We start from the raw sequence: 19,055 nt of genomic DNA, 5'->3' as shown, positions 1-19,055 counted from the left end.
GATGGCTTCAGGCGATTTCCGGCTCTGCGACGTGGTACTGGACGATAGCATCGGCCGGTCCACGCCCGACGTGGAGCATGAACGCGCCGTCGCCATTTTCGATCTGATCGAGGAAAACACCTTTGAGCCGCTTGGCCATGCCGGCGGGCCATACCGGCTGCACATCTCGCTCGTCGACGCCAAGCTGGTTTTCTCGATCAGAACGGAAGACGAGAAGGATGTCGCGATCCATATCCTGTCGCTGACGCCGTTCCGCCGCATCATCAAGGATTATTTCCTGATCTGCGAAAGCTATTACGAGGCTATCCGCTCCTCCACGCCGAGCCAGATCGAGGCAATCGACATGGGCAGGCGCGGTATTCACAATGACGGCTCGCAAACGCTGATGGATCGGCTTTCCGGCAAGATCAAGGTGGATTTTGATACCGCGCGCCGCCTCTTTACCCTTGTCTGCGTGCTTTATTGGCGGGGTTAGAGATGATCGATCCTGCCGCAGCGCCAAACGAGGGACGAGCGCCCAAATCGGTCCTCTTCATGTGCGGCATGAACTCCATCCGCTCCCCCATGGCGGAGGTCATCGCCAAACGGCTGGTGGCGCCCGGCATCTATATACAGTCGGCGGGCGTGCGCGCCGGCGAGCGCGATCCTTTCGTGGATGCCGTACTGGAAGAACAGGGATTTTCGCTCGGCAAGCACAAACCGCGCACTTTGGACGAGATCGAGGATGATTTTTTCGATCTGATCATTACATTGACACCCGAAGCCCATCACGCCGCACTGGAACTGACGCGCTCGAATTCGCTCGATGTGGTCTATTGGCCGACCATGGACCCGACGGTAATAACAGGCACGCGCGAGCAGATCCTCGACGCCTATCGCGAAGTGCGGGACCATCTGGCAAAGCTGATCTCGGAACGCCTGCCGAGGCGGCAGCAGCCGGTGGCGGATACGCTTTCAAAAGACTGAAAACCGCCTCAGCCTGTTAAAATCGATCGCGATTTTCAAGCCGATGCTTTAGAGGTTCACAAATGTGCCGGGATTGTGTAGTTTCCGCGCAATTTTCCCGGACAGGACACGTCCGGCACTATCAACAGGAAGAAAACCCTTACATGACAAAAGAAGAAGTCCTTGAATTCCCGGGCATCGTAACCGAATTGCTGCCGAACGCAACATTCCGCGTGAAGCTTGAGAACGACCACGAAATCATCGCCCACACCGCGGGCCGCATGCGCAAGAACCGTATCCGCGTTCTCGCCGGCGACAAGGTGCTGGTTGAAATGACGCCTTACGACCTCACCAAGGGCCGCATCACCTATCGCTTCAAGTAATCCACGTTCCGCAACGGACGCCCGGGCAGCGCAATGACCAATTCAAAACAAAAGCTCGTTCTGGCATCCGGCTCGCCGCGGCGTCTGGAACTGCTGCATCAGATCGGTATCGAACCGGCACGTCTGATGCCGATGGATATCGACGAGACCCCGGCCAAGCTTGAGCATCCGCGCACGCTCTGCCGTCGTCTGTCATTGCAGAAGGCGGAAGCCGCGCAGGCGGCGCTGAAGAACGAACAGGTGTGGAAAGACTCCTATGTTCTGGGGTCAGATACGGTGGTCGCCGTTGGTCGCCGCATCGTCGGCAAGGCCGAATATACGGAAGAGGCCTCGGCTGCGCTGCATCTTCTTTCGGGACGCAGCCACTGGGTCTATACCGGCATCTGCCTCGTCACCCCCGGCGGCAAGATCCGACAGAAGGTGGCGGAGACAAAGGTGCGTTTCAAGCGCCTCTCCACGCGCGAAATCGAGGCTTATATCGCCTCCGGCCAGTGGCGCGGCAAGGCGGGAGCCTATGGCATCCAGGGCATTGCCGGCGCATTCGTGCAAAAGCTGACCGGTTCTTATACCAATGTCGTCGGCCTGCCGCTTTATGAGACGATGTCGCTTCTTTCCGGAGAAGGATTTGAGGTGACTTCGGGCTGGCTCGAAGGATAGGCCATGGCAAAATCTCCCGAAGGCGCCGGAAACGTCACGCCGCTGCGCAAATCCCAGCCATGCCCTGAATGCGGGCGGCCCTCGACACGGGAAGACTATCCTTTCTGTTCGGATCGCTGCCGCTCGCTTGATCTCGCCCGCTGGCTGAACGGCTCCTACGCCATTCCGGTCGCAGACGATGAAAGCAGCGCCGTTGGACAGGACACGGCCAAGAACAACGGCGAATAAGACCTGCACCGCCGGAAACTTCGGCGGTGAGTTGCATAAGATTTTCAGAGCCTTCGCTCACACCATATATTCACCGGGCTGCCGATAGTCCGAAAAGCCATATCAAAACCGGCTGACGCCTTCCGCCAGCCCCTTAAGGTCTTGCGATGGACGCAGGCTTGCAGAAAAGAGTGAGCTCCGGCGCGCTGCTGTTTGCGGTGCTGGCCGTTTGTCTTGCCATCGGGGCGACGGTGCTGCTGGCCAATGACAGGAAGCATCTCAAAAGCCTGCTGATTTATCTCAATCTGGCATCCGCGACACGCTCCGCGGCCCCCCCGCCGAAGATGAAGCCCGTCAAGCGGCAGAAACTAGTCGCCCAAAAAGTCTCTCTGCCGCCCGATCTTCTGAAATTCGAGCAAGGGGGTGACAGGGCATCTTTCGCACGCGATTTCGTTCTTTCCGGCAAGGAGCTTTGCGACCGCTTTACTGCCGCAGGTTTTTCCAACCCGCATGGCTGGCACACAAGCCCAGTCAACATCCGCAATTTCGAGTGCATGGCCGATCTTGCGGTGGCGAACGCGGCAGGCCCGGCCGAGCGGGCCTCGCTCTTCCTCGAGATCAGGGGCGAAGCGTCCGGCGAGGTTCGCTCCATCAGGATGAAGGCCGTTGCGCCGAAGACGCCGGATGGGACTGCCGTTCTGACAAAGCTTGATGAAGCACTCGCCATGATCGTGGAACAAACCCGGTGGGCTGATCTGGCGGACATGCTTGAACCGGCAGGCCGGATGCAGCCCTATCAGGCACAACATTTCGGTATTTCGGTTTCCATAAAACCGGAACCGACGACACCCCATCGCCTGAACGTGATTTTGCTCACAAGCGAACAATCGCCGGGGTTGAAGCTGACACGCAGCTTCTTTGACAGGGATCGCTGGCTTCGACCAGCCGCTCCACTGGATCGGCCGATCCTTTATCCTTCCGTCAGGAAAGACCGCTTTCGGTAAAGCAAAGTCCGCTCAGCCTATTGCCGCGAGCTTGCGCCGCACCGGCGGAATCCTGTCGCTTTGCTGGGCCTGGCGTTTGGCCTCCCACTGGAGCGCAGTGCGAACGATGGCCACCAGATCGTTGAAGCGGGGCCGCCAGCCCAGCTCCGACTGGATGCGCGCCGAATCCGCCACCATGGCCGCAATATCGCCCGGGCGACGCGGACAATGGATGATCGGGAAATCGCACCCCGATTCCTTCTGCACAGCCTGCAGGACATCAAGAACCGAATAACCAACGCCATAACCGCAATTGAGCGTGCGTGTGCCGCCGCCGGCGCGCAGATGCGCCATGGCCAGCATATGCGCATCGATCAGGTCGCCGACATGAATATAATCGCGAACGCCGGTGCCATCCGCGGTCGGGTAATCCGTTCCGTAAACTTCCACCCGGTCGCGGCGACCGGTAGCAGCTTCGCAGGCGACCTTGATGAGGTTTGCCACACCCGTGGGAGATGGCCCGGCGCGCCCCTGCGGGTCGGCTCCGGCGACGTTGAAATACCGCAACGCCACGTAATTGAAATCATGCGCCTGCACGACATCGCGCAGCATGATTTCGGAGGCGAGCTTCGACAGGCCGTAGGGGTTTTCTGGGCTGAGGATCGCGGTTTCGGGAACCGGGCCATCAAAGGGCTGGTTTCCATAGACGGCGGCTGTCGACGAGAAGATGAAATTGCGAATACCGTGGCCGACTGCCGCCGCCACGAGGGCGCGGGTCGTGCCCGTGTTGTTTTCGTAATATTCGAGCGGCTGGCTGATCGATTCAGGAACGCTGACGGAGCCCGCGAAATGGAAGATGGTCTCGATCTGGTTTTCTTCGAAAATCTGGTCGAGCAAGGCGCGATCCGCCGCGTCGCCCAGATAAAAACGCGCCGCCGGCGCGACCGCCCAGCGCGACCCCGTCGAAAGCCGATCGACAACAACGACCTCTTCCCCGGCATCGAGCAAAGCCCACACCATGTGGCTTCCTATATAGCCGGCCCCACCCGTGACCAGAACAGCCATGACAATACTTCCCTGTTTGCTTTTCTTGACCCCATCAAAGCCAATAATTCTTCATCATTGATTACTTGCACAGCGAATACGCGACCGATCCCCAGCTCCATTAAAAAGGTGGCTTACGATTGGTTAGCGCAATGAGGTGCTTTTTATTTATTAGATGAAAATGTTCTCATAAATGGAACAAGGAGCGCATAGCACAGAAAATCCCCCACGTCGATGGTTGCGCCGTGGGGTTGCAGTTTTAGGTATTCGCTGTGATTTTGTTGCCGATTTCCCTACCGTAGCGCGATCCCGGCGCGGCAGGGGAAACCATTGTACGCAGAGGCGACGCTTACCTGCCGAGGATATAGGATGCCAGCCGGTCGGCCGCATCTTCTATCTGCTTTGGGTTGCGCAGGAAGCAGGCACGGAGAAACAGCTCCCCTCCCGGACCGAAGGCCGTGCCGGGCGCAAGCCCGACCCCGGTCTTGTCGACGATATCGAGCGCCGTGGCCCGGCTGTCCGTCACGCCGTCTATCTTGAGAAAGGCATAGAGAGCGCCATCGGGCTTCAGGGTTTCCACACGGTTCGTCGCGATGAGCGCATCGCAGAGAATGTCGCGGGAGGTCAGAGCACGTTCGTAATTCTCGCGCACGAAACCATCACCGTGATCGAGGGCGGCGACTGCGCCGCGCTGCATGAACTGCGCCACGCCTGAAGTGGAATATTGAATGAGGTTTTCGATGACCTGACCGATGGCCGGCGGGGCAACAAGCCAGCCGACACGCCAGCCGGTCATGGACCAGTTCTTCGAAAAGGAATTGGCGAAGACGATCTTGTCATCCGGCTCCATGACGTCGAGGAAGGACGGCGCACGGCTGCCGGAATAATGATAAAGCGCATAAATCTCGTCGGCAACGATCCACAGATCGTGTTTGCGGGCGAGCGCCAGAACATCACGAAGATTATTGAGCGTCGCCGTCCATCCGGTCGGGTTGGAGGGCGTATTGATGAAAAGCGCCTTCGTCTTGCCGGTGATCGCGCTTTCCAGCCTGTTGATATCGAGATCCCAGCGGCCGTCGCGGAAATCGATACCGACCGGAACCGCCTTCGCGCCTGCCACACCAATGGCGGCGACGATATTCGGCCATGTCGGCGACAGATAGACCATTTCGTCACCGGGCGAGGTCAGCGCCTGCACGGCGAGCACGATCGCCTGCATGCCGGAACCGGTAGCGTAAAAATGCTCCGGCGGCAGCGACGCCGCGAAATGGCGTTCGTAATAACGGCTCAGCGCCTGGCGCAATTCGGGAATGCCACGCTGCCAGGTATAGAAGGTCTCGCCGTTGTTCAGCCCATCGATGGCGGCCTGATTGATGAAGTCCGGGCTCGGCAGATCGCCTTCGCCGACCCAGAGCGGCAGGAGATTGTCCCGCCCCCGGGCATAATTCACGACTTCGACAATGCCGCTCTCGGGAGCCGCCAGAGAGCGCGCACTCAGACTGTTCAAAATGGACATTAAAGACACTCCGTTTGGTGCCTTCTTATCGCATCGAACCAGCCATGTGCATGATATTCCGTGAGGCGATCATGGATTTTCTTTATGGGTCATCCCCGGCAGGAGACCGCCGGCCGCGCGGGCCGGCAAATCAGGCCGGGGATAATGCCGGCAATCAACGCGTCTTCAGCAGATCGCGGATTTCGGTGAGGAGCTTGACGTCTTCCGGCGGCGGAGCTGCTTCCGCCTTTTCCTCAACCTTCTTGCGCTCAACCGAATCGCGCAGCTTGTTGACGCCCTTGACCATCAGGAAAATGATCCAGGCGAGGATAAGGAAGTTGATGAGAACCGTCAGAAAGCTGCCATAAGCGAAGACGGCGCCCTGATCGCGGGCGGCGGCGAGCGAGGTGGCATTGACGCTGGAGCTCAGCGGCAGGAAGTAGTTCGAAAAATCGAACCCGCCGAAGATCGCCCCCACGATCGGCATGATGAGATCGTTGACGACGGAGTCGACGATCTTGCTGAAAGCCGCACCGATAATAACACCCACGGCCAGATCCATGACATTGCCGCGGGCAATGAAGGTTTTAAATTCGTTAAGCATTCAGATTGTCCCTCTCTCCTGCTTCGCGAGCTGAAGCTATGTGACTGTCCCTACGCGCTCAACCATATAGGGTCCGGGCATCATTTGGAATCCGCGGATTGCATTTATTAGCTTTTTTGCACGCGCGCCTTGAACTTTATGATCAGACCGCGCTCATTCTCAACGGCCCGGAATTCGCCTATGCTGATATCAGGGAACTCTTGCACGGGGAGGATGCGTGCTTCCTGGGTGGATCATATTCGGTTCGGCCTTCGCTTATGTCCTGCTGCTGTTTGCGGTTGCAAGCTATGGGGACAGGAACAGCCGCAACAGAAACGCTCCGAAAAAGGGGCGTCCGTTCGTCTATGCGCTCAGCCTGGCAATCTATTGCACGTCCTGGACCTATTTCGGCGGTGTGGGGCTCGCGGCAGACAGGGGGCTGGAATTTCTCGGCATCTATACCGGGCCGATCCTCGCCTTCACCATCGGCATGCCGATCATTCGCCGCATCGTTGAACTGGCGAAAACGGAAAAACTGACTTCCGTCGCAGATTTCATCGCCGCCCGATACGGCAAGAATTCCACCGTGGCGATGATCGTCGCGATCATCGCGCTCGTCGGCGCCATTCCCTATATCGCGCTGCAGCTGAAAGCCGTTTCCAGCTCGGTGGCGACAATGGTCGATCCCGGCGATTACGGCATTGGCAGCGGCAATCTTTATTTCCTCGATCTGCCACTGGTCGTCACCATCGTCATGGCGGGGTTTGCCGTCATGTTCGGCACCCGCCACACCGATGCCACCGAACATCAGGACGGGCTTATTCTGGCGATTTCGATGGAATCGCTGGTCAAGCTCGTCGCCATGTGCACCGTCGGTTTTTACGTGCTCTTCGTCCTCTTCGACGGTCCCGCGCATCTGTGGCAGCTTGCCACGGATAATGAGCAGGCCATGCGGGCCATATCCTATCACACGCCCGTCAGCCGCTGGATCGTGATGACGCTGCTTTCCGGTTTCGCCATCATCCTGCTGCCGCGCCAGTTCCACGTCACGGTGGTTGAAAACCGCACGCCGGAAGAGCTGCGTATGGCCGGGTTCCTGCTGCCGCTCTACCTCATCGCGATCAACATCTTCGTGCTGCCGATCGCGCTTGCCGGCATTCTGACGCTCGGCGCCAATGGCGATGCCGATCTCTACGTGCTGCAATTGCCGCTCAATCATCAGATGCCGGTCGTGTCGCTGATCACCTTCATCGGCGGTTTTTCGGCGGCGACCGCGATGGTGATCGTCGCTTCGGTGGCGCTGTCGATCATGATTTCCAACGATATCGTCATGCCGATCTTCCTGCGGCAGAAGTTGTTGAACCGCTCACCGCACCGGGACGATTTCGCCAAGACGCTGCTCAACATCCGCCGAACGGCGATCTTTGCCGTGCTGCTGCTGGGTTATGGCTATTATCGCGCCGCCGACAGTGCTACGGGCCTCGCCTCCATCGGCCTTCTGGCATTCGCCGCCATTGCGCAGATGGCCCCTGCCCTTTTCGGCGGGCTGTTCTGGCGGCGCGCCAATGCCCGCGGTGCGATCGCGGGGCTGAGTTCGGGCTTCTTCGTTTGGGCCTACCTGCTGTTTCTGCCAAGCTTCGGCGGGCCTGACAATTCCGAGGTGGCAGCCAATATTCTCGGTTTCCTGTTTTCCGGCAGCACGGTATTCAATGGGCCGGAAGCCGACCCATTCGTGAACGCGGTCATTCTCAGCCTGCTCGTCAACAGCCTCGCCTTCGTGCTCGGCTCGCTTTCGCGCAATCCTAGGCCGGTGGAGCGCATCCAGTCCGGCATCTTCGTCAAGCGTCACTCGAAATCGCAATTCGCCACGCGCGGCTGGAAAACCCGCGTCAGCGTCGGTGATCTCAAAAGCGCGGTCGCCCGTTATCTCGGCGAGGAGCGCATGCTGCGATCACTTGCGACCTATGAAAAGACGGCGGGCAGGAAGCTCAATGACGACCAGCCGGCGGACATGGCGCTGATCCATTTCTCCGAGCAGCTGCTGGGCAGCGCCATCGGCTCCTCCTCCGCCCGCCTGGTGCTTTCGATCATTCTTCAGAAGGCGGAAGACACCAGCGCGGACACGGCATGGCTGCTCGATCAGGCGAGCGAGGCCCTGCAATATAACCAGGACATGCTGCAGACCGCGCTCGCCCAGATGGATCAGGGCATTGCCGTTTTCGACAGTTCGCAGCAGCTGACCATCTGGAACCGGCGTTTCCGCACCCTTCTCGATCTACCCGAGCAGTTCGGGCAGGTGGGCGTACCGCTCACGGATATCGTTTCGATGCTGCAGGAACGCGGCGATATGCCCGCCGGTGACACGAATGAACTGATCACCAGCTTCCTGACCATGGATCTGCCCTTCTCGCTGGTGCTGGCGGGCGGCGAGCGCATCATCGAAGTGCGCTCCAACACCATGCCGGACAAAGGCATCGTCGCCACCTTCACCGATATCACCCAGCGGGTGGCGAGCGATCAGGCGCTGAAACAGGCAAACGAAACGCTGGAGCAGCGCGTGGCGGAGCGAACCGTTGAGCTTACACGCGTCAACCGCGAACTGGCGGAGGCAAGAGCCTCCGCCGACGAGGCGAATATCGGCAAGACACGCTTTTTCGCCGCCGCCGGCCATGACATTCTCCAACCCCTGAACGCCGCCCGGCTCTACTCATCCTCCCTGGTCGAACGGCTTGGTGCTTCAGGCGAAAGCGATCTCGTCCACAATATCGATTCGGCGCTGGAATCGGTGGAGACCATTCTCGGTGCGGTTCTCGATATTTCCCGTCTCGACACCGGCTCTATGAAGGCGCGCATGACATCCGTGCCGCTGAATGAGTTGCTGAAACGCATCGAGACCGATTTCGCACCGATGGCGCAGGAGAAGAACCTGGACCTCGTGGTCATGCCAACCTCGCTGACCGTCCGCTCCGACCCCAACCTCCTGCGGCGTCTGATACAGAATCTCGTTTCCAACGCCATTAAATATACGCTGAAGGGCAAGGTGGTCGTCGGTGCGCGCCGCCGGGGCGGTGAAGTCGTCATTCAGGTGACTGATTCCGGTATCGGCATCCCCTCATCTAAATTTCGCACCGTTTTCAAGGAATTCGCCCGGCTGGACGAGGGTGCAAGAACGGCATCCGGCCTCGGGCTCGGCCTTTCCATCGTCGACCGGCTGTCGCGCATGCTGCACCATCCGGTGCAGCTGATCTCCACCCCCGGAAAAGGCACGACCTTCCGCATCCATCTGCCGCGCGAGGCGGATCGCCTCGTGCCGGCCAAAGCCGTTGGCGGGATAACCAGTCCCGCAGCCAGCGACCGCCTTCAGGGCGTCCGGGTCCTGTGCATCGACAACGAGCCGAAAATCCTCGAGGGCATGACACTGCTGCTGACGGGATGGGGTTGCGAGGTTTTGCCCGCAGGTTCCGTGGCGACGCTGGAGGAACCCTTCCTCAACTTGGCCGCAGCGCCCGACGTCATCGTCGCCGATTATCATCTGGACGATGGCGACGGCATCAGCGCCATCCGCCTCATCAGGACATTTTACGGCAAGACGATCCCTGCCCTGCTTGTAACGGCGGACCGCAGCCCGGAAGTGCGCAGCGATGCGGAAAAATACGGGATTTCCGTTCAGCACAAGCCGGTCAAACCGGCAGCGCTGCGGGCCTATATCAACCAGATATCCAGCACGGCCCGCGCAGCGGCAGAATAAAAAACTCCCGGATGTTGCGATCCGGGAGGTGTTTACGTCTGAATAAGCGTGTCAGGCCGCACGGTTCAATCGATCCCTGCCGGTCGCCGAGCCATGTTCCATCTGGAAACGCTGAACGAGATCGAGCAGCGCTTCCACCTCGCCGGACAATATGCTGCTGGCCGCACTCGACTGTTCGGCAAGGGCCGCGTTCTGCTGGGTCATCTGATCCATCTGGTTGACGGAACTGTTGACGTTATGAAGTGCCGAGGACTGGTCCTGCGTTGCCGTGGCGATGGTTTCGACATGCTGGCTGACGGTGACGATCTGCCGGCTGATGGCGGAAAGCACGGTGCCCGCCTCCTGCACCAGCTTCGATCCTGAACTGACTTCCTGCGTCGACTGGTTGATGAGCTGCTTGATTTCACGCGCCGCGTCGGCAGAGCGTTGTGCAAGCTCGCGCACTTCCTGCGCCACGACGGCAAAACCCTTGCCCGCTTCGCCCGCACGCGCCGCCTCAATGCCGGCATTCAGGGCAAGAAGATTGGTCTGGAAGGCAATGTCGTCGATGACCTCGATGATCTGCTCGATCTTGCGCGAGGCATCTTCGATGCGGCCCATGGCGTCGACGGCGTTGCTGACGACCGAACCGGAGCTGTCGGCGCTCTGCTTGGTGATGCGCACGGCCTCATTGGCTTCCCGCGCACGCTCGGCCGAGGATCTGACGGTGACGGTGATTTCGTCTACGGCGGCGGCGGTCTCTTCCAGCGAGGCGGCCTGATTTTCGGTGCGCTTCGACAGATCGACCGACGACTGCTCGATTTCGAAGCCGCTATGCTGGATGATGAGCGTGCGCTCGCGGATCTGCCCCAGCGCATCGCGCAGGTTGAGAAGGGATTCGTTGAAATCCGTGCGCAGACGGTCGAGACGGCCAGTGAAAGGCGTCTCGATCGTGCGGCTCAGATCGCCGCGCGAAAGCCTGCCAAGACCGGAGGCGATCTCGCCGACCGCAAATTCGATCTGGCTGTCGAGTTCCTGTTTCTCGGCGTCGTTGCGGTAACGCTCGGACTCCGCCGCAGAGCGTTCTTCGGCGCTTTTGCCCTCGATCGCCAGTTTCTCGACCGCATTTTCGCGGAAAATCACCAGCGCGCGGGCGATGTTGCCGAATTCATTGGTGTTGGTGGCGTAGGGGATCGGCGTATCGAGATTGCCGTCCGAAAGGGACTTCACCGCATCGGTCAACTTGCCAAGGGGTTGAAGCGTGCGCTTGATGACAAAGTAGGCGAGCAGTCCGACGCCAAGCATGGCGAGCGCGCCGCAGATGAGCATCATGTCGCGCAGGCTGTATATCTGCGCATCGTAGACGTCCATGGGAACACCCACGAACAGGATGCCGACGGTTGCGCCGGTCTTGTTCGTGACAGGCATGTAACCGGTCATGTAGCTGGTGCCGAACAGCGTGGCGGTGCCAAAATAGGCCTCACCCTTGGAGACTTTCGCAAAAGCGGGATGATCGGTAGCAAGCTTGGTGCCGGCTGCTCTCTCGCCCTTTTCGTTCTTCAGATTGGTGGTCATGCGAATGAATTCGCCGCCCTTGGCTTCAAACACGGTAGAAATACCGCCGTTACCGGCTGCGGTGCGGTCGACGAGATCATTGTCGCGCATCGTTCCGATGCTGGCGCGACCCACACTTTTGAGGTCCCCATCCACCATTTCGAGGGCGACGCCGCCGACCTTCAGTTCGTAAAGGATCGCCATGCTGCGCATTGCGCTGTGCGTATCGCGCAGCGCGGTGGTGATGATGTTGTCCTTCAAGCGAATATAGGTCGAAAAACCAACTGCCGCCACGCTGAGCGTGATCAGGCCGATCGTCAACGCGACGACCTTGCCAGCAACGGACTTAAAGAGCCGGTTGTGCATGAAACAGTTCCCCAAAGCCAAACTTATAAAAGTTCTAGTAGGCAACTGTTAAAAAAACGCGAAGTACCGATAGCGCCTTTTAGGGGGCGCGCAAAAGCCGGTCCGGCGCCTGCAGGGTTTCGGGGGACGGGAAACCCCGTCCGCCATCAATGGATATAACCGAGCCTGATAGCCTTGGCGATCGCCTGGATACGGTTGACGGAATCGAGCTTGATCGTCGCCGAACCGAGATAGGCGTTGACGGTGTGCACGGAAAGCCCGAGCTTGACCGCGATTTCTTCGCTGATACGGCCATCCCCCGCCAGTTGCAGGCAGGCGATTTCCCTCTCGCTCAAGGCTTCGGAGGGTGCCGCCTTGCGCTCGTCCAGCGCCAGCATGTCCACCATGATCTCGCAGCATTTGATGTGCTGCTCGATCACGACCTCATTGTCGAGAACGAGGTTGGTGCCGCAGAAGACGATATAACCGTTGCCGATAGTGCCAAGCCGCACCGGCAGGGCGAGCCCCGCATAGGGCAATGTGTCGTTCTCGATGCGGCGCAGAAGTGCGGGCACATCGGGAAGATCGGCAAAGCCGCCGGCATTCTTGTTGCGCCATATCACCGGCAGAAGCGATGTCTCGATATGATCGAGAAGAATATCGCCGACGGCGCGGATGAACTGCGTGCTCTGTTCTGCGGCATTCATGCCCCAGTTTTCCAGCTCGCAGGTCAACTTCTTCTTGTTCGGGAAACCGGAAGCGGCAGCTTTCGTCACCACGAAATTGCGCGCGCCGACCAGCTTCTGCATGGCGACAAGCTTCGGAAACAGATCCGACCGGCTCGTCACGACAGGGCTGCGGTAAAACATGCCCATTTGACCTGTACCCTCATTGTCTTTCGTCTGTACCATCCGTCCGACCATTATACGAGGTTGTTGCGCACGGCGTAGGCAATTGCCTCCGAGCGGGTTTTTGTCGCGGTTTTCCGCATCACGCTTGTGATGTAATTATTGATCGTATTGCGCGAAATGCCAAGGATCATCGCAATTTCATCGCTTGTCTTGCCTTCCGCGATCCAGAACAGGCACTCAAGCTCACGCTCCGTGAGATCGATATCGCGCACGGTCTTTGCTTCGCTGGCAATGCCGAAACTGACGCAATAACCCGTCAGCAGGGCGATTTCGCGCAGTCTTTCCGGCGAAGGCACCGCTTCTTCGGGAAACAGCAGCAGCAGCGAAAGCCGGATGCGGCCCACACAGAAAGACAGTGCCGAATATTGCCGGTCTATGCCGTAGGGAACCGAAACATCATCGGGAAGGAAAAGCAGCCGCGGCTGCAGAAGCGAAAGGCATTTCTCCATTTCGCTCGATCTGTTCTGGCTGTTGGCCAGTTCAAGGCCAAGCCTGCGGACCAGATCAAAAGGCCAGTCGGAGGTGACGATGAATTTCAGTCCGGTTTCTTCGAGAAGATCATCCCGCGCCAGCAGATAATGCGAGGCGCCAGCATAGGTTACGAGCAGATCCAGTGCGCCTGCAACGTTACCGGCAGCAGCCGTGGCTGCGACGTTTTTAGCAAGCTGATCGCGTGGCAAGGGCTTACCCATGCCCTCCATAGGCTTGGCAGACAGCCTGCGGATATCAACATCGACTTTCAATCGCCTACGCCCTCTTGCTCCCAGTGGGAGATTATACCTCGGGATGGAATCATTCCATTCGAGAAGCTTACCAAAATGGGACGGCAAGCCCCCCGGAGACCGAATCACTTCATTTTATGGAACGGACTGGGATTTGCCATTACCTGACACCAGCCTTTCCACGTATTTCACTGTTCGTCTATTGCTAAAAAAACATACTGAAAAGCTGTTCAATCCATAAACGGCATTCTCAGCCAATTCCCAGCAAACTGTATCGTTGCTGAATTTTTTGTAAACACTGTCCTAAAACGAGATTGCCACGATGCGCCCGCCAAGGATAGCAAAAAGCCCGAAAACAGAAAAAAGGCCGGGTAAAACCGGCCTTTTTGATATTATGCTGCTTTTTCCACCGCCCATTTGCGCAGGATCTTGGCGGCTCGTTCCTCGCTGATTTCCACCATGCGGGAGAGCCTGCGTTCGGGCCCTTCGCGAACCCGGCGGTTGAATGTGCCCTCGCCATCGCCGCCTGCCAGAAGATCGTCGGTGCTGTCGAAGCCGAAATCCGCCCCGAAACCTTCCATGAGACCACCTGCGCCGGCATCCATGCCGGGAGAGAAGTCCGGCAGTTCCAGACCGGCAGTCTCCTGGCTGAGCTGACCCGCTGCTGCACCGTTGGCGGTAACCGTGCGGACCAGAGGACGCACACCGAGCCAGATGACGAGGAAGGCGACGGCGACGAAGGCGAGCGAGTTGATGATGCCGGCCGAATTGCGGCTCAGCACTTCCATAATGCCCGGCCCGCTTACGGCTTCATCAAGCAGCTGCGTTTCGAGGAAGTCCATAGCGGTGAGCGTCACCATATCGCCGCGATCGGAAGAAATACCGGCCGCCGAGGTTACGATCTTCTGCATCTCGGCGAGATAGGCGTCGATCTTGGCCTGATCGGCGGGTTCGCCGACCATCTTGGCGATGCGACCCTTGTTGACGACCACGGCAACCGAAATCTTCTCGACGGTATAGCCGTTCTTGACCGTGGCGACCGTCTTGGAATTGATCTCGTAGTTGGTCTGCTCTTCCTTCTTGGCCGATTGGTCGGAAGACTGCGGGCCACTGCCGCCGCCCTGGGGCGCTGCCTGCGGTACGTTCTGCTCCACGGTCGCGGCCGTATCCGGCTGCGTTTCCTGGGATTTCTGGTCTTCCTTCACCGTGCGGATGGAGCGCTCGACGCGTGATTCCGGGTCGTAGACGGTTTCCTGAATCTGGCGGCTGTCGGTATTGAGCTGCGCCGTCACGCTGGAGCGGAAATTGTCCATGCCGAGGAAAGGCGCCAGCGCCTTGTCGATGTTGGTCGTGATTTCCTGCTGAACATTCTGCGCCAGTGTCAGCGAGCGGTTCATGGCGGCGTTGGTGACGTCGTCGCCGGAGGCCAGAAGCTGGCCGGTCGAATCGAGGAGAGTCACATCATCGACCTCAAGGCCGGGAACGGCCGAGGCGACGAGGTGACGGATGGAAGCCGATGCCTTGCGCCCTGCGGTGGCGCTGGCGCGGATCATGACCGATGCGGTGGGCTTCTGTTCGCCACGGCGGAAATTGCCGACGTCAGGCATAACGATATGGACGCGTGCAGCGGCAATGCCGTCAATCTGCTGGATGGAGCGGCTGATCTCGCCCTCAAGGGCGCGAACGCGCGTCACTTCCTGCATGAAGGAGGTCAGGCCGAGAGAACCGACATTGTCGAAAAGCTCATAACCGGCATTGGCGCTATCAGGCAGGCCGCGCTCGGCCAGAAGCAGCCGTGCCTTGCTGGTGAGCCCAACGGGAACCTGAAGGCTGGAACCATCGGTCCCTACCTGAAAGTCCAGACCCGATTCGGCGAGCGCAATGCTGATCTTGTTGAGGTCGCTTTTTTCAAGCCCCACATAAAGGGTCTCGTAAGCGGGACGGTTCACGTAAAGCGCTGCTGCAAGGATAATGGCCATGGACAAAACGCCCACGCCGCCCAGCATCAAAAGCCGTGTCTGCCCCAGCGCAGCAACATTCTTCAAGACCTGAGGGATTTGATTTAACAGATTCATTCTGTTCCGCACCGTCATTCATAGAGTCCGAGACCTTTTGGCCCCGTAATGACAATAGGGTGCGAAGCTTGCGCGAGCGTTGCCTTTCTCCGCATTCCGCGAAGAGGCAGGCAACGGCGGAAATGCCGCTAGAAGAGGTCGAAGTCGCCGGAGGCCTTGTCGAGCGGCTGGGAATGGCCATGGCGGAAGGCGGCGCCGAGCGCCTTCTGCATTTCCGCAAGCTTGACGAGGCTGAGCGCGGTAGAGACATCCACGATCCAGTCTCCGGGAATGGAGCCGGTGACGGTATCGATGAATTCGGCAAGGCCACGGGTCTTCTGGACGGCAAGGTCGATGCCCTGCAGGAGCTTGACGCCGTCGCTCGACAATTGACCGTTGGTCACTTCAAGCAATTGCGGTTCGATGCGCTCTATAAGGTAGGCGACATCGTGCAATTCCGATACCACGCGCATCAGAACATCCGGCAGGGCTTCTTCGAACGGAGTGGTGGCGGTGTGCTCTGCAAGCTGCATTGGAAACTCCGTGACTAGAAAAATTCGATGTCGTTGGCGACGGGCTTTGGGGCCGGCACCGGACGCGTTTCCAAGGCAACCGTCTTCTGGGTTTCCGCGCCGCTGAGCGGATGCTGACGTGCACGACCGGAGACCGGCCAGAATTCGATCTTGCGGCCGTGTTCCCCGCCCGTGGAGGAGCTTATGACCGGAATACCCTCATCCTTCAGAAACTGCATGGCGAAGATGGCATTCTGCTCGCCGACATTGGAAAAGCTGGCGATCGTCTTCGCGCCGCCGAAAACCTTGGCTTCCAGCCGGTCACGCCGCGCGCCCTGCTTCAGGAGGCCGTTGATCAGGAGCTCCATGAGATGCACGCCGTAACGCGTCGCATCTCCGCCGGTCACATTGCCCGTTCCCGGCAGCAGGAAGTGGTTCATGCCTCCGAGGCCGGCAACGGGATCTCTCAGACAGGCGGCCACGCACGAACCGAGTATCGTCGTCATGACCACGTCGGGATCGCTGATGACCTTGTACTCGCCCTGAATGATATGTACGCGCTTGGCCGCAGCTTCAATCATTTCAGCGATCCGAAAACCGCCTCGATGGCAGCGCGCATCTTGTCAATCGTGAAGGGCTTGGCCAGCACGTTGTTGGCACCGAGCTGGGCTGCCTTCTGCACCAGCGCGCGGTCGCCCTGCGCGGTGAGGATGATGAAGGCGGCCTTCTTGGTGGTCGGGTTGGCCCGCACGGCGTGCAGGAAACCGAGACCATCCATCTTCGGCATGTTGAAATCGGAGATGACGAGATGATGGGGCTGCTGCTCCATGATCTTCATTCCCTGCTCGCCGTCGCCGGCGGCGGTGATCTGCTTGAAGCCGAGCTGTGTCAGCGCATCGCTGAGGAGCAGCCGGCTGGTCACCTGATCGTCGACGATCAGAACTTTGATCTTTTCTGCGAGAGACATTAGTCAGCACCTTCTTTGCGGGCAGTGGTTAGTTTCAGGATTTCTTCACCGATGGAGGCCAACGGCAATTGCTGTTCCACCGCGCCAAGCTCATAAGCCACGCGGGGCATGCCATAGACGACACATGTTTTTTCGTTCTGGCCGACGGTGCGCGCACCGGCATGACGCATTTTCAAGAGCCCGGCCGCACCATCGCGGCCCATGCCCGTCAAGATGACGCCGACGGCGTTGCGGCCGGCAAGCTCGGCGACAGAATCGAAGAGCACATCGACCGAGGGGCGATGGCCGTTGACGGGATCGCGCTCGACAAGCCGGCAGCAGGGTGCAGACCGGTTGGCGATCTGCAGATGGCGTTCGCCGCCCGGTGCAAGATAGATCTTGCCGGTCTGCAGGCGCGCGCCATCAGTCGCCTCTTCCACGACGGGGGCGCAGATGCGGTTCAGCCGTTCGGCGAAGCTCTTGGTGAAGGTCGGCGGCATGTGCTGGGTGATGACGGTCGGCGGGCAGTTGACCGGGAATTTCTGCAGCACGGCGATCAGCGCTTCGACACCACCCGTGGAGGAGCCGATGGCGACGACCTTGCGACCCGCCCGATATTCGCTGACCGGGACCGGCTGCGGCGCGGCAGCGGCTTCCGGGCGCGCAGCGCGGTAAGCGGCATGCTGCGAGCGGGCAGCAGCCTTCACCTTGTCGGCGAGATCGCCGAACGGGCGTGCATCGCCCGGCGCCGGTTTGCCGACACAGTCGAAAGCGCCGATTTCAAGCGCGGCCAGCGAAGCGTCCGCGCCGCGGTGGGTGAGCGACGAGACCATGATGACCGGCATGGGGCGCAGGCGCATGATCTTTTCGAGAAATTCCAGCCCGTTCATTTCCGGCATCTCGATGTCGAGCGTCACGACATCGGGATTGAGCTGCTTGATGGCGGCGCGCGCCTCCATGGCGTTGCCGGCCTGACCGACCACCTCGACTTCGGGATCGGCCTTGAGAACGGCCGAAATCAGGCCGCGCATCGTCGGAGAATCATCGACGACGAGTACCCGTGCGAGTGCGCTCATGCCTTCCTCCCGGATGCGTGACCAATGTAGCGGTAGGTGGTGATGCCCGTATTGTCGAACAGGTTCTTTGCGTCACCGGACACACGTTCGGAATGGCCGATATAAAGATGACCACCCTCCGGCAGCAGCCCGGCGAAACGCGACCAGATGCGCATCTGCGTCGGCTCGTCGAAGTAGATGACGACGTTGCGGCAGAAGATCACGTCGAAATTGCCCTTGAAGGGCCACTGCGTCATCAGGTTCAACTCGTTGAACGTAATGAGGCGCTTGACCTTGTCGTCAATGCGGAACTTGCGGCGACCGCCGGCATCGACTTCCGCGAACCATTGCTTGCGCATGGCGGGAGACACGGTTTCGAGCGCGTTGTCGTCATAGACCCCGGCGCGGGCCTGCGCCAAAATCTTCGGGTCGATATCCGTCGCGAGGATTTTGAAATCGTAATCCGCCGCATTCGGAAACATGGCGAGCACGGTGAGCGCAATCGAATAGGGCTCCTGCCCGTCGGAACAGGCCGCCGACCAGATGCGGACGCGCCCGCCGGATTTCGCCCGGGCGATGAGGCCCGGCAGGACGTCATCACGCAGATGTTCGAAATGATGGTTTTCGCGGAAGAAGCGGGTGAAATTCGTCGTCAGGTGCGACAGCATTTCGCGCCGCGCCGGCGCGCCCTCCGGTGAGGATACCAGGGCGCAATATTCGCGGAAGCCTGACAGGCCGAGATTGCGGATATGCTTCGAGAGGCGGGAATAGACCAGCGACGCCTTGGTGTCGTTGAGATAGATGCCCGCATCGGCATAGATCATCGCCGCGATTTCCGACAGGTCGCGTCTCGTCAGCGGATATTCACCGCTGGCAAGGACGTCGTCGGGAGACTGGCGCTGGTCGCTGAAATTAAGTGCTGCCATGGATGA

General features: G+C 59.5%; 19 protein-coding genes. 7 read left to right on the top strand and 12 right to left on the bottom strand.

Annotated elements, in window-relative coordinates; genetic code table 11:
• Position 1 precedes the first annotated feature (1 nt).
• From AC5I5B_RS13865 to AC5I5B_RS13840, 6 genes are all read left to right on the top strand, one after another.
• A complete protein-coding gene (locus AC5I5B_RS13865; protein WP_003503448.1) occupies positions 2 to 475 on the top strand; it encodes a UPF0262 family protein in 474 nt (157 codons plus the stop codon).
• A 2-nt stretch (positions 476 to 477) separates the two neighbouring features.
• Positions 478 to 966 carry an arsenate-mycothiol transferase ArsC gene (locus AC5I5B_RS13860; RefSeq protein WP_004432476.1) on the top strand — a complete coding sequence of 163 codons (489 nt, stop codon included), beginning with the start codon at positions 478 to 480 and terminating at the stop codon, positions 964 to 966.
• A 143-nt stretch (positions 967 to 1,109) separates the two neighbouring features.
• Complete coding sequence (infA, locus tag AC5I5B_RS13855) at positions 1,110 to 1,328, top strand: translation initiation factor IF-1 (RefSeq protein ID WP_003503453.1); 219 nt, start codon at positions 1,110 to 1,112, stop codon at positions 1,326 to 1,328.
• A 33-nt stretch (positions 1,329 to 1,361) separates the two neighbouring features.
• Positions 1,362 to 1,985, top strand: a complete 624-nt coding sequence (locus tag AC5I5B_RS13850) for a Maf-like protein (protein ID WP_060727005.1) — start codon at positions 1,362 to 1,364, stop codon at positions 1,983 to 1,985.
• 3 nt (positions 1,986 to 1,988) lie between these two features.
• Positions 1,989 to 2,213: a DNA gyrase inhibitor YacG gene (yacG, locus tag AC5I5B_RS13845; RefSeq protein WP_003503455.1), complete on the top strand. Its 225-nt coding sequence runs from the start codon at positions 1,989 to 1,991 to the stop codon at positions 2,211 to 2,213.
• 146 nt (positions 2,214 to 2,359) lie between these two features.
• Positions 2,360 to 3,196 (top strand): DUF6030 family protein, encoded by an 837-nt coding sequence (locus AC5I5B_RS13840; RefSeq protein WP_162695461.1) that lies wholly within the window; start codon positions 2,360 to 2,362, stop codon positions 3,194 to 3,196.
• A gap of 12 nt (positions 3,197 to 3,208) precedes the next feature.
• On the opposite strand, the gene galE is transcribed toward AC5I5B_RS13840, so the two are convergent.
• From galE to mscL, 3 genes are all read right to left on the bottom strand, one after another.
• Complete coding sequence (gene galE, locus AC5I5B_RS13835) at positions 3,209 to 4,240, bottom strand: UDP-glucose 4-epimerase GalE (RefSeq protein WP_111833714.1); 1,032 nt, start codon at positions 4,238 to 4,240, stop codon at positions 3,209 to 3,211.
• Positions 4,241 to 4,568: 328 nt separating this feature from the next.
• Positions 4,569 to 5,735, bottom strand: coding sequence for a pyridoxal phosphate-dependent aminotransferase (locus AC5I5B_RS13830; protein ID WP_099085662.1), 1,167 nt, complete (start codon positions 5,733 to 5,735; stop codon positions 4,569 to 4,571).
• 154 nt (positions 5,736 to 5,889) lie between these two features.
• On the bottom strand, positions 5,890 to 6,318 hold the full coding sequence (gene mscL, locus AC5I5B_RS13825; protein WP_003503459.1) for a large conductance mechanosensitive channel protein MscL: 429 nt from the start codon (positions 6,316 to 6,318) through the stop codon (positions 5,890 to 5,892).
• 217 nt (positions 6,319 to 6,535) lie between these two features.
• Here mscL and AC5I5B_RS13820 point away from each other — a divergent pair, with 217 nt between their 5' ends.
• Positions 6,536 to 10,045, top strand: coding sequence for a PAS domain-containing hybrid sensor histidine kinase/response regulator (locus AC5I5B_RS13820; RefSeq protein WP_020810848.1), 3,510 nt, complete (start codon positions 6,536 to 6,538; stop codon positions 10,043 to 10,045).
• A 51-nt stretch (positions 10,046 to 10,096) separates the two neighbouring features.
• Here AC5I5B_RS13820 and AC5I5B_RS13815 read toward each other — a convergent pair whose 3' ends face one another.
• The 9 genes from AC5I5B_RS13815 to cheR form a co-directional block, all read right to left on the bottom strand.
• Positions 10,097 to 11,944 (bottom strand): methyl-accepting chemotaxis protein, encoded by a 1,848-nt coding sequence (locus AC5I5B_RS13815; RefSeq protein ID WP_495752741.1) that lies wholly within the window; start codon positions 11,942 to 11,944, stop codon positions 10,097 to 10,099.
• Positions 11,945 to 12,090: 146 nt separating this feature from the next.
• Complete coding sequence (visR, locus tag AC5I5B_RS13810; RefSeq protein WP_034496317.1) at positions 12,091 to 12,792, bottom strand: transcriptional regulator VisR; 702 nt, start codon at positions 12,790 to 12,792, stop codon at positions 12,091 to 12,093.
• A 53-nt stretch (positions 12,793 to 12,845) separates the two neighbouring features.
• The gene (gene visN / locus AC5I5B_RS13805; RefSeq protein WP_003522759.1) at positions 12,846 to 13,577 is read right to left on the bottom strand and encodes a transcriptional regulator VisN; all 732 of its coding nucleotides are present in this window, start codon (positions 13,575 to 13,577) and stop codon (positions 12,846 to 12,848) included.
• 371 nt (positions 13,578 to 13,948) lie between these two features.
• Positions 13,949 to 15,631 carry a flagellar basal-body MS-ring/collar protein FliF gene (fliF, locus tag AC5I5B_RS13800; protein ID WP_003503464.1) on the bottom strand — a complete coding sequence of 561 codons (1,683 nt, stop codon included), beginning with the start codon at positions 15,629 to 15,631 and terminating at the stop codon, positions 13,949 to 13,951.
• Positions 15,632 to 15,759: 128 nt separating this feature from the next.
• The gene (gene cheT / locus AC5I5B_RS13795; RefSeq protein WP_003503465.1) at positions 15,760 to 16,143 is read right to left on the bottom strand and encodes a chemotaxis protein CheT; all 384 of its coding nucleotides are present in this window, start codon (positions 16,141 to 16,143) and stop codon (positions 15,760 to 15,762) included.
• 14 nt (positions 16,144 to 16,157) lie between these two features.
• Complete coding sequence (gene cheD, locus AC5I5B_RS13790) at positions 16,158 to 16,703, bottom strand: chemoreceptor glutamine deamidase CheD (RefSeq protein WP_003503466.1); 546 nt, start codon at positions 16,701 to 16,703, stop codon at positions 16,158 to 16,160.
• Positions 16,700 to 17,089, bottom strand: a complete 390-nt coding sequence (gene cheY2 / locus AC5I5B_RS13785) for a chemotaxis response regulator CheY2 (RefSeq protein ID WP_003503467.1) — start codon at positions 17,087 to 17,089, stop codon at positions 16,700 to 16,702. Before cheY2 ends, cheD begins: the two co-directional genes overlap by 4 nt.
• Positions 17,089 to 18,144: a protein-glutamate O-methylesterase CheB gene (cheB, locus tag AC5I5B_RS13780; protein ID WP_003503472.1), complete on the bottom strand. Its 1,056-nt coding sequence runs from the start codon at positions 18,142 to 18,144 to the stop codon at positions 17,089 to 17,091. Before cheB ends, cheY2 begins: the two co-directional genes overlap by 1 nt.
• Entirely contained in the window at positions 18,141 to 19,049 is a 909-nt protein-coding gene (cheR, locus tag AC5I5B_RS13775) for a protein-glutamate O-methyltransferase CheR (RefSeq protein WP_003503478.1), read from the bottom strand. The genes cheB and cheR overlap by 4 nt, the downstream gene beginning before the upstream one ends.
• Between the last annotated feature and the right edge of the window lie 6 nt (positions 19,050 to 19,055).

It is taken from the genome of Agrobacterium sp. (assembly GCF_059499945.1).
This window is presented reverse-complemented; position numbering and strand designations above follow the sequence as displayed.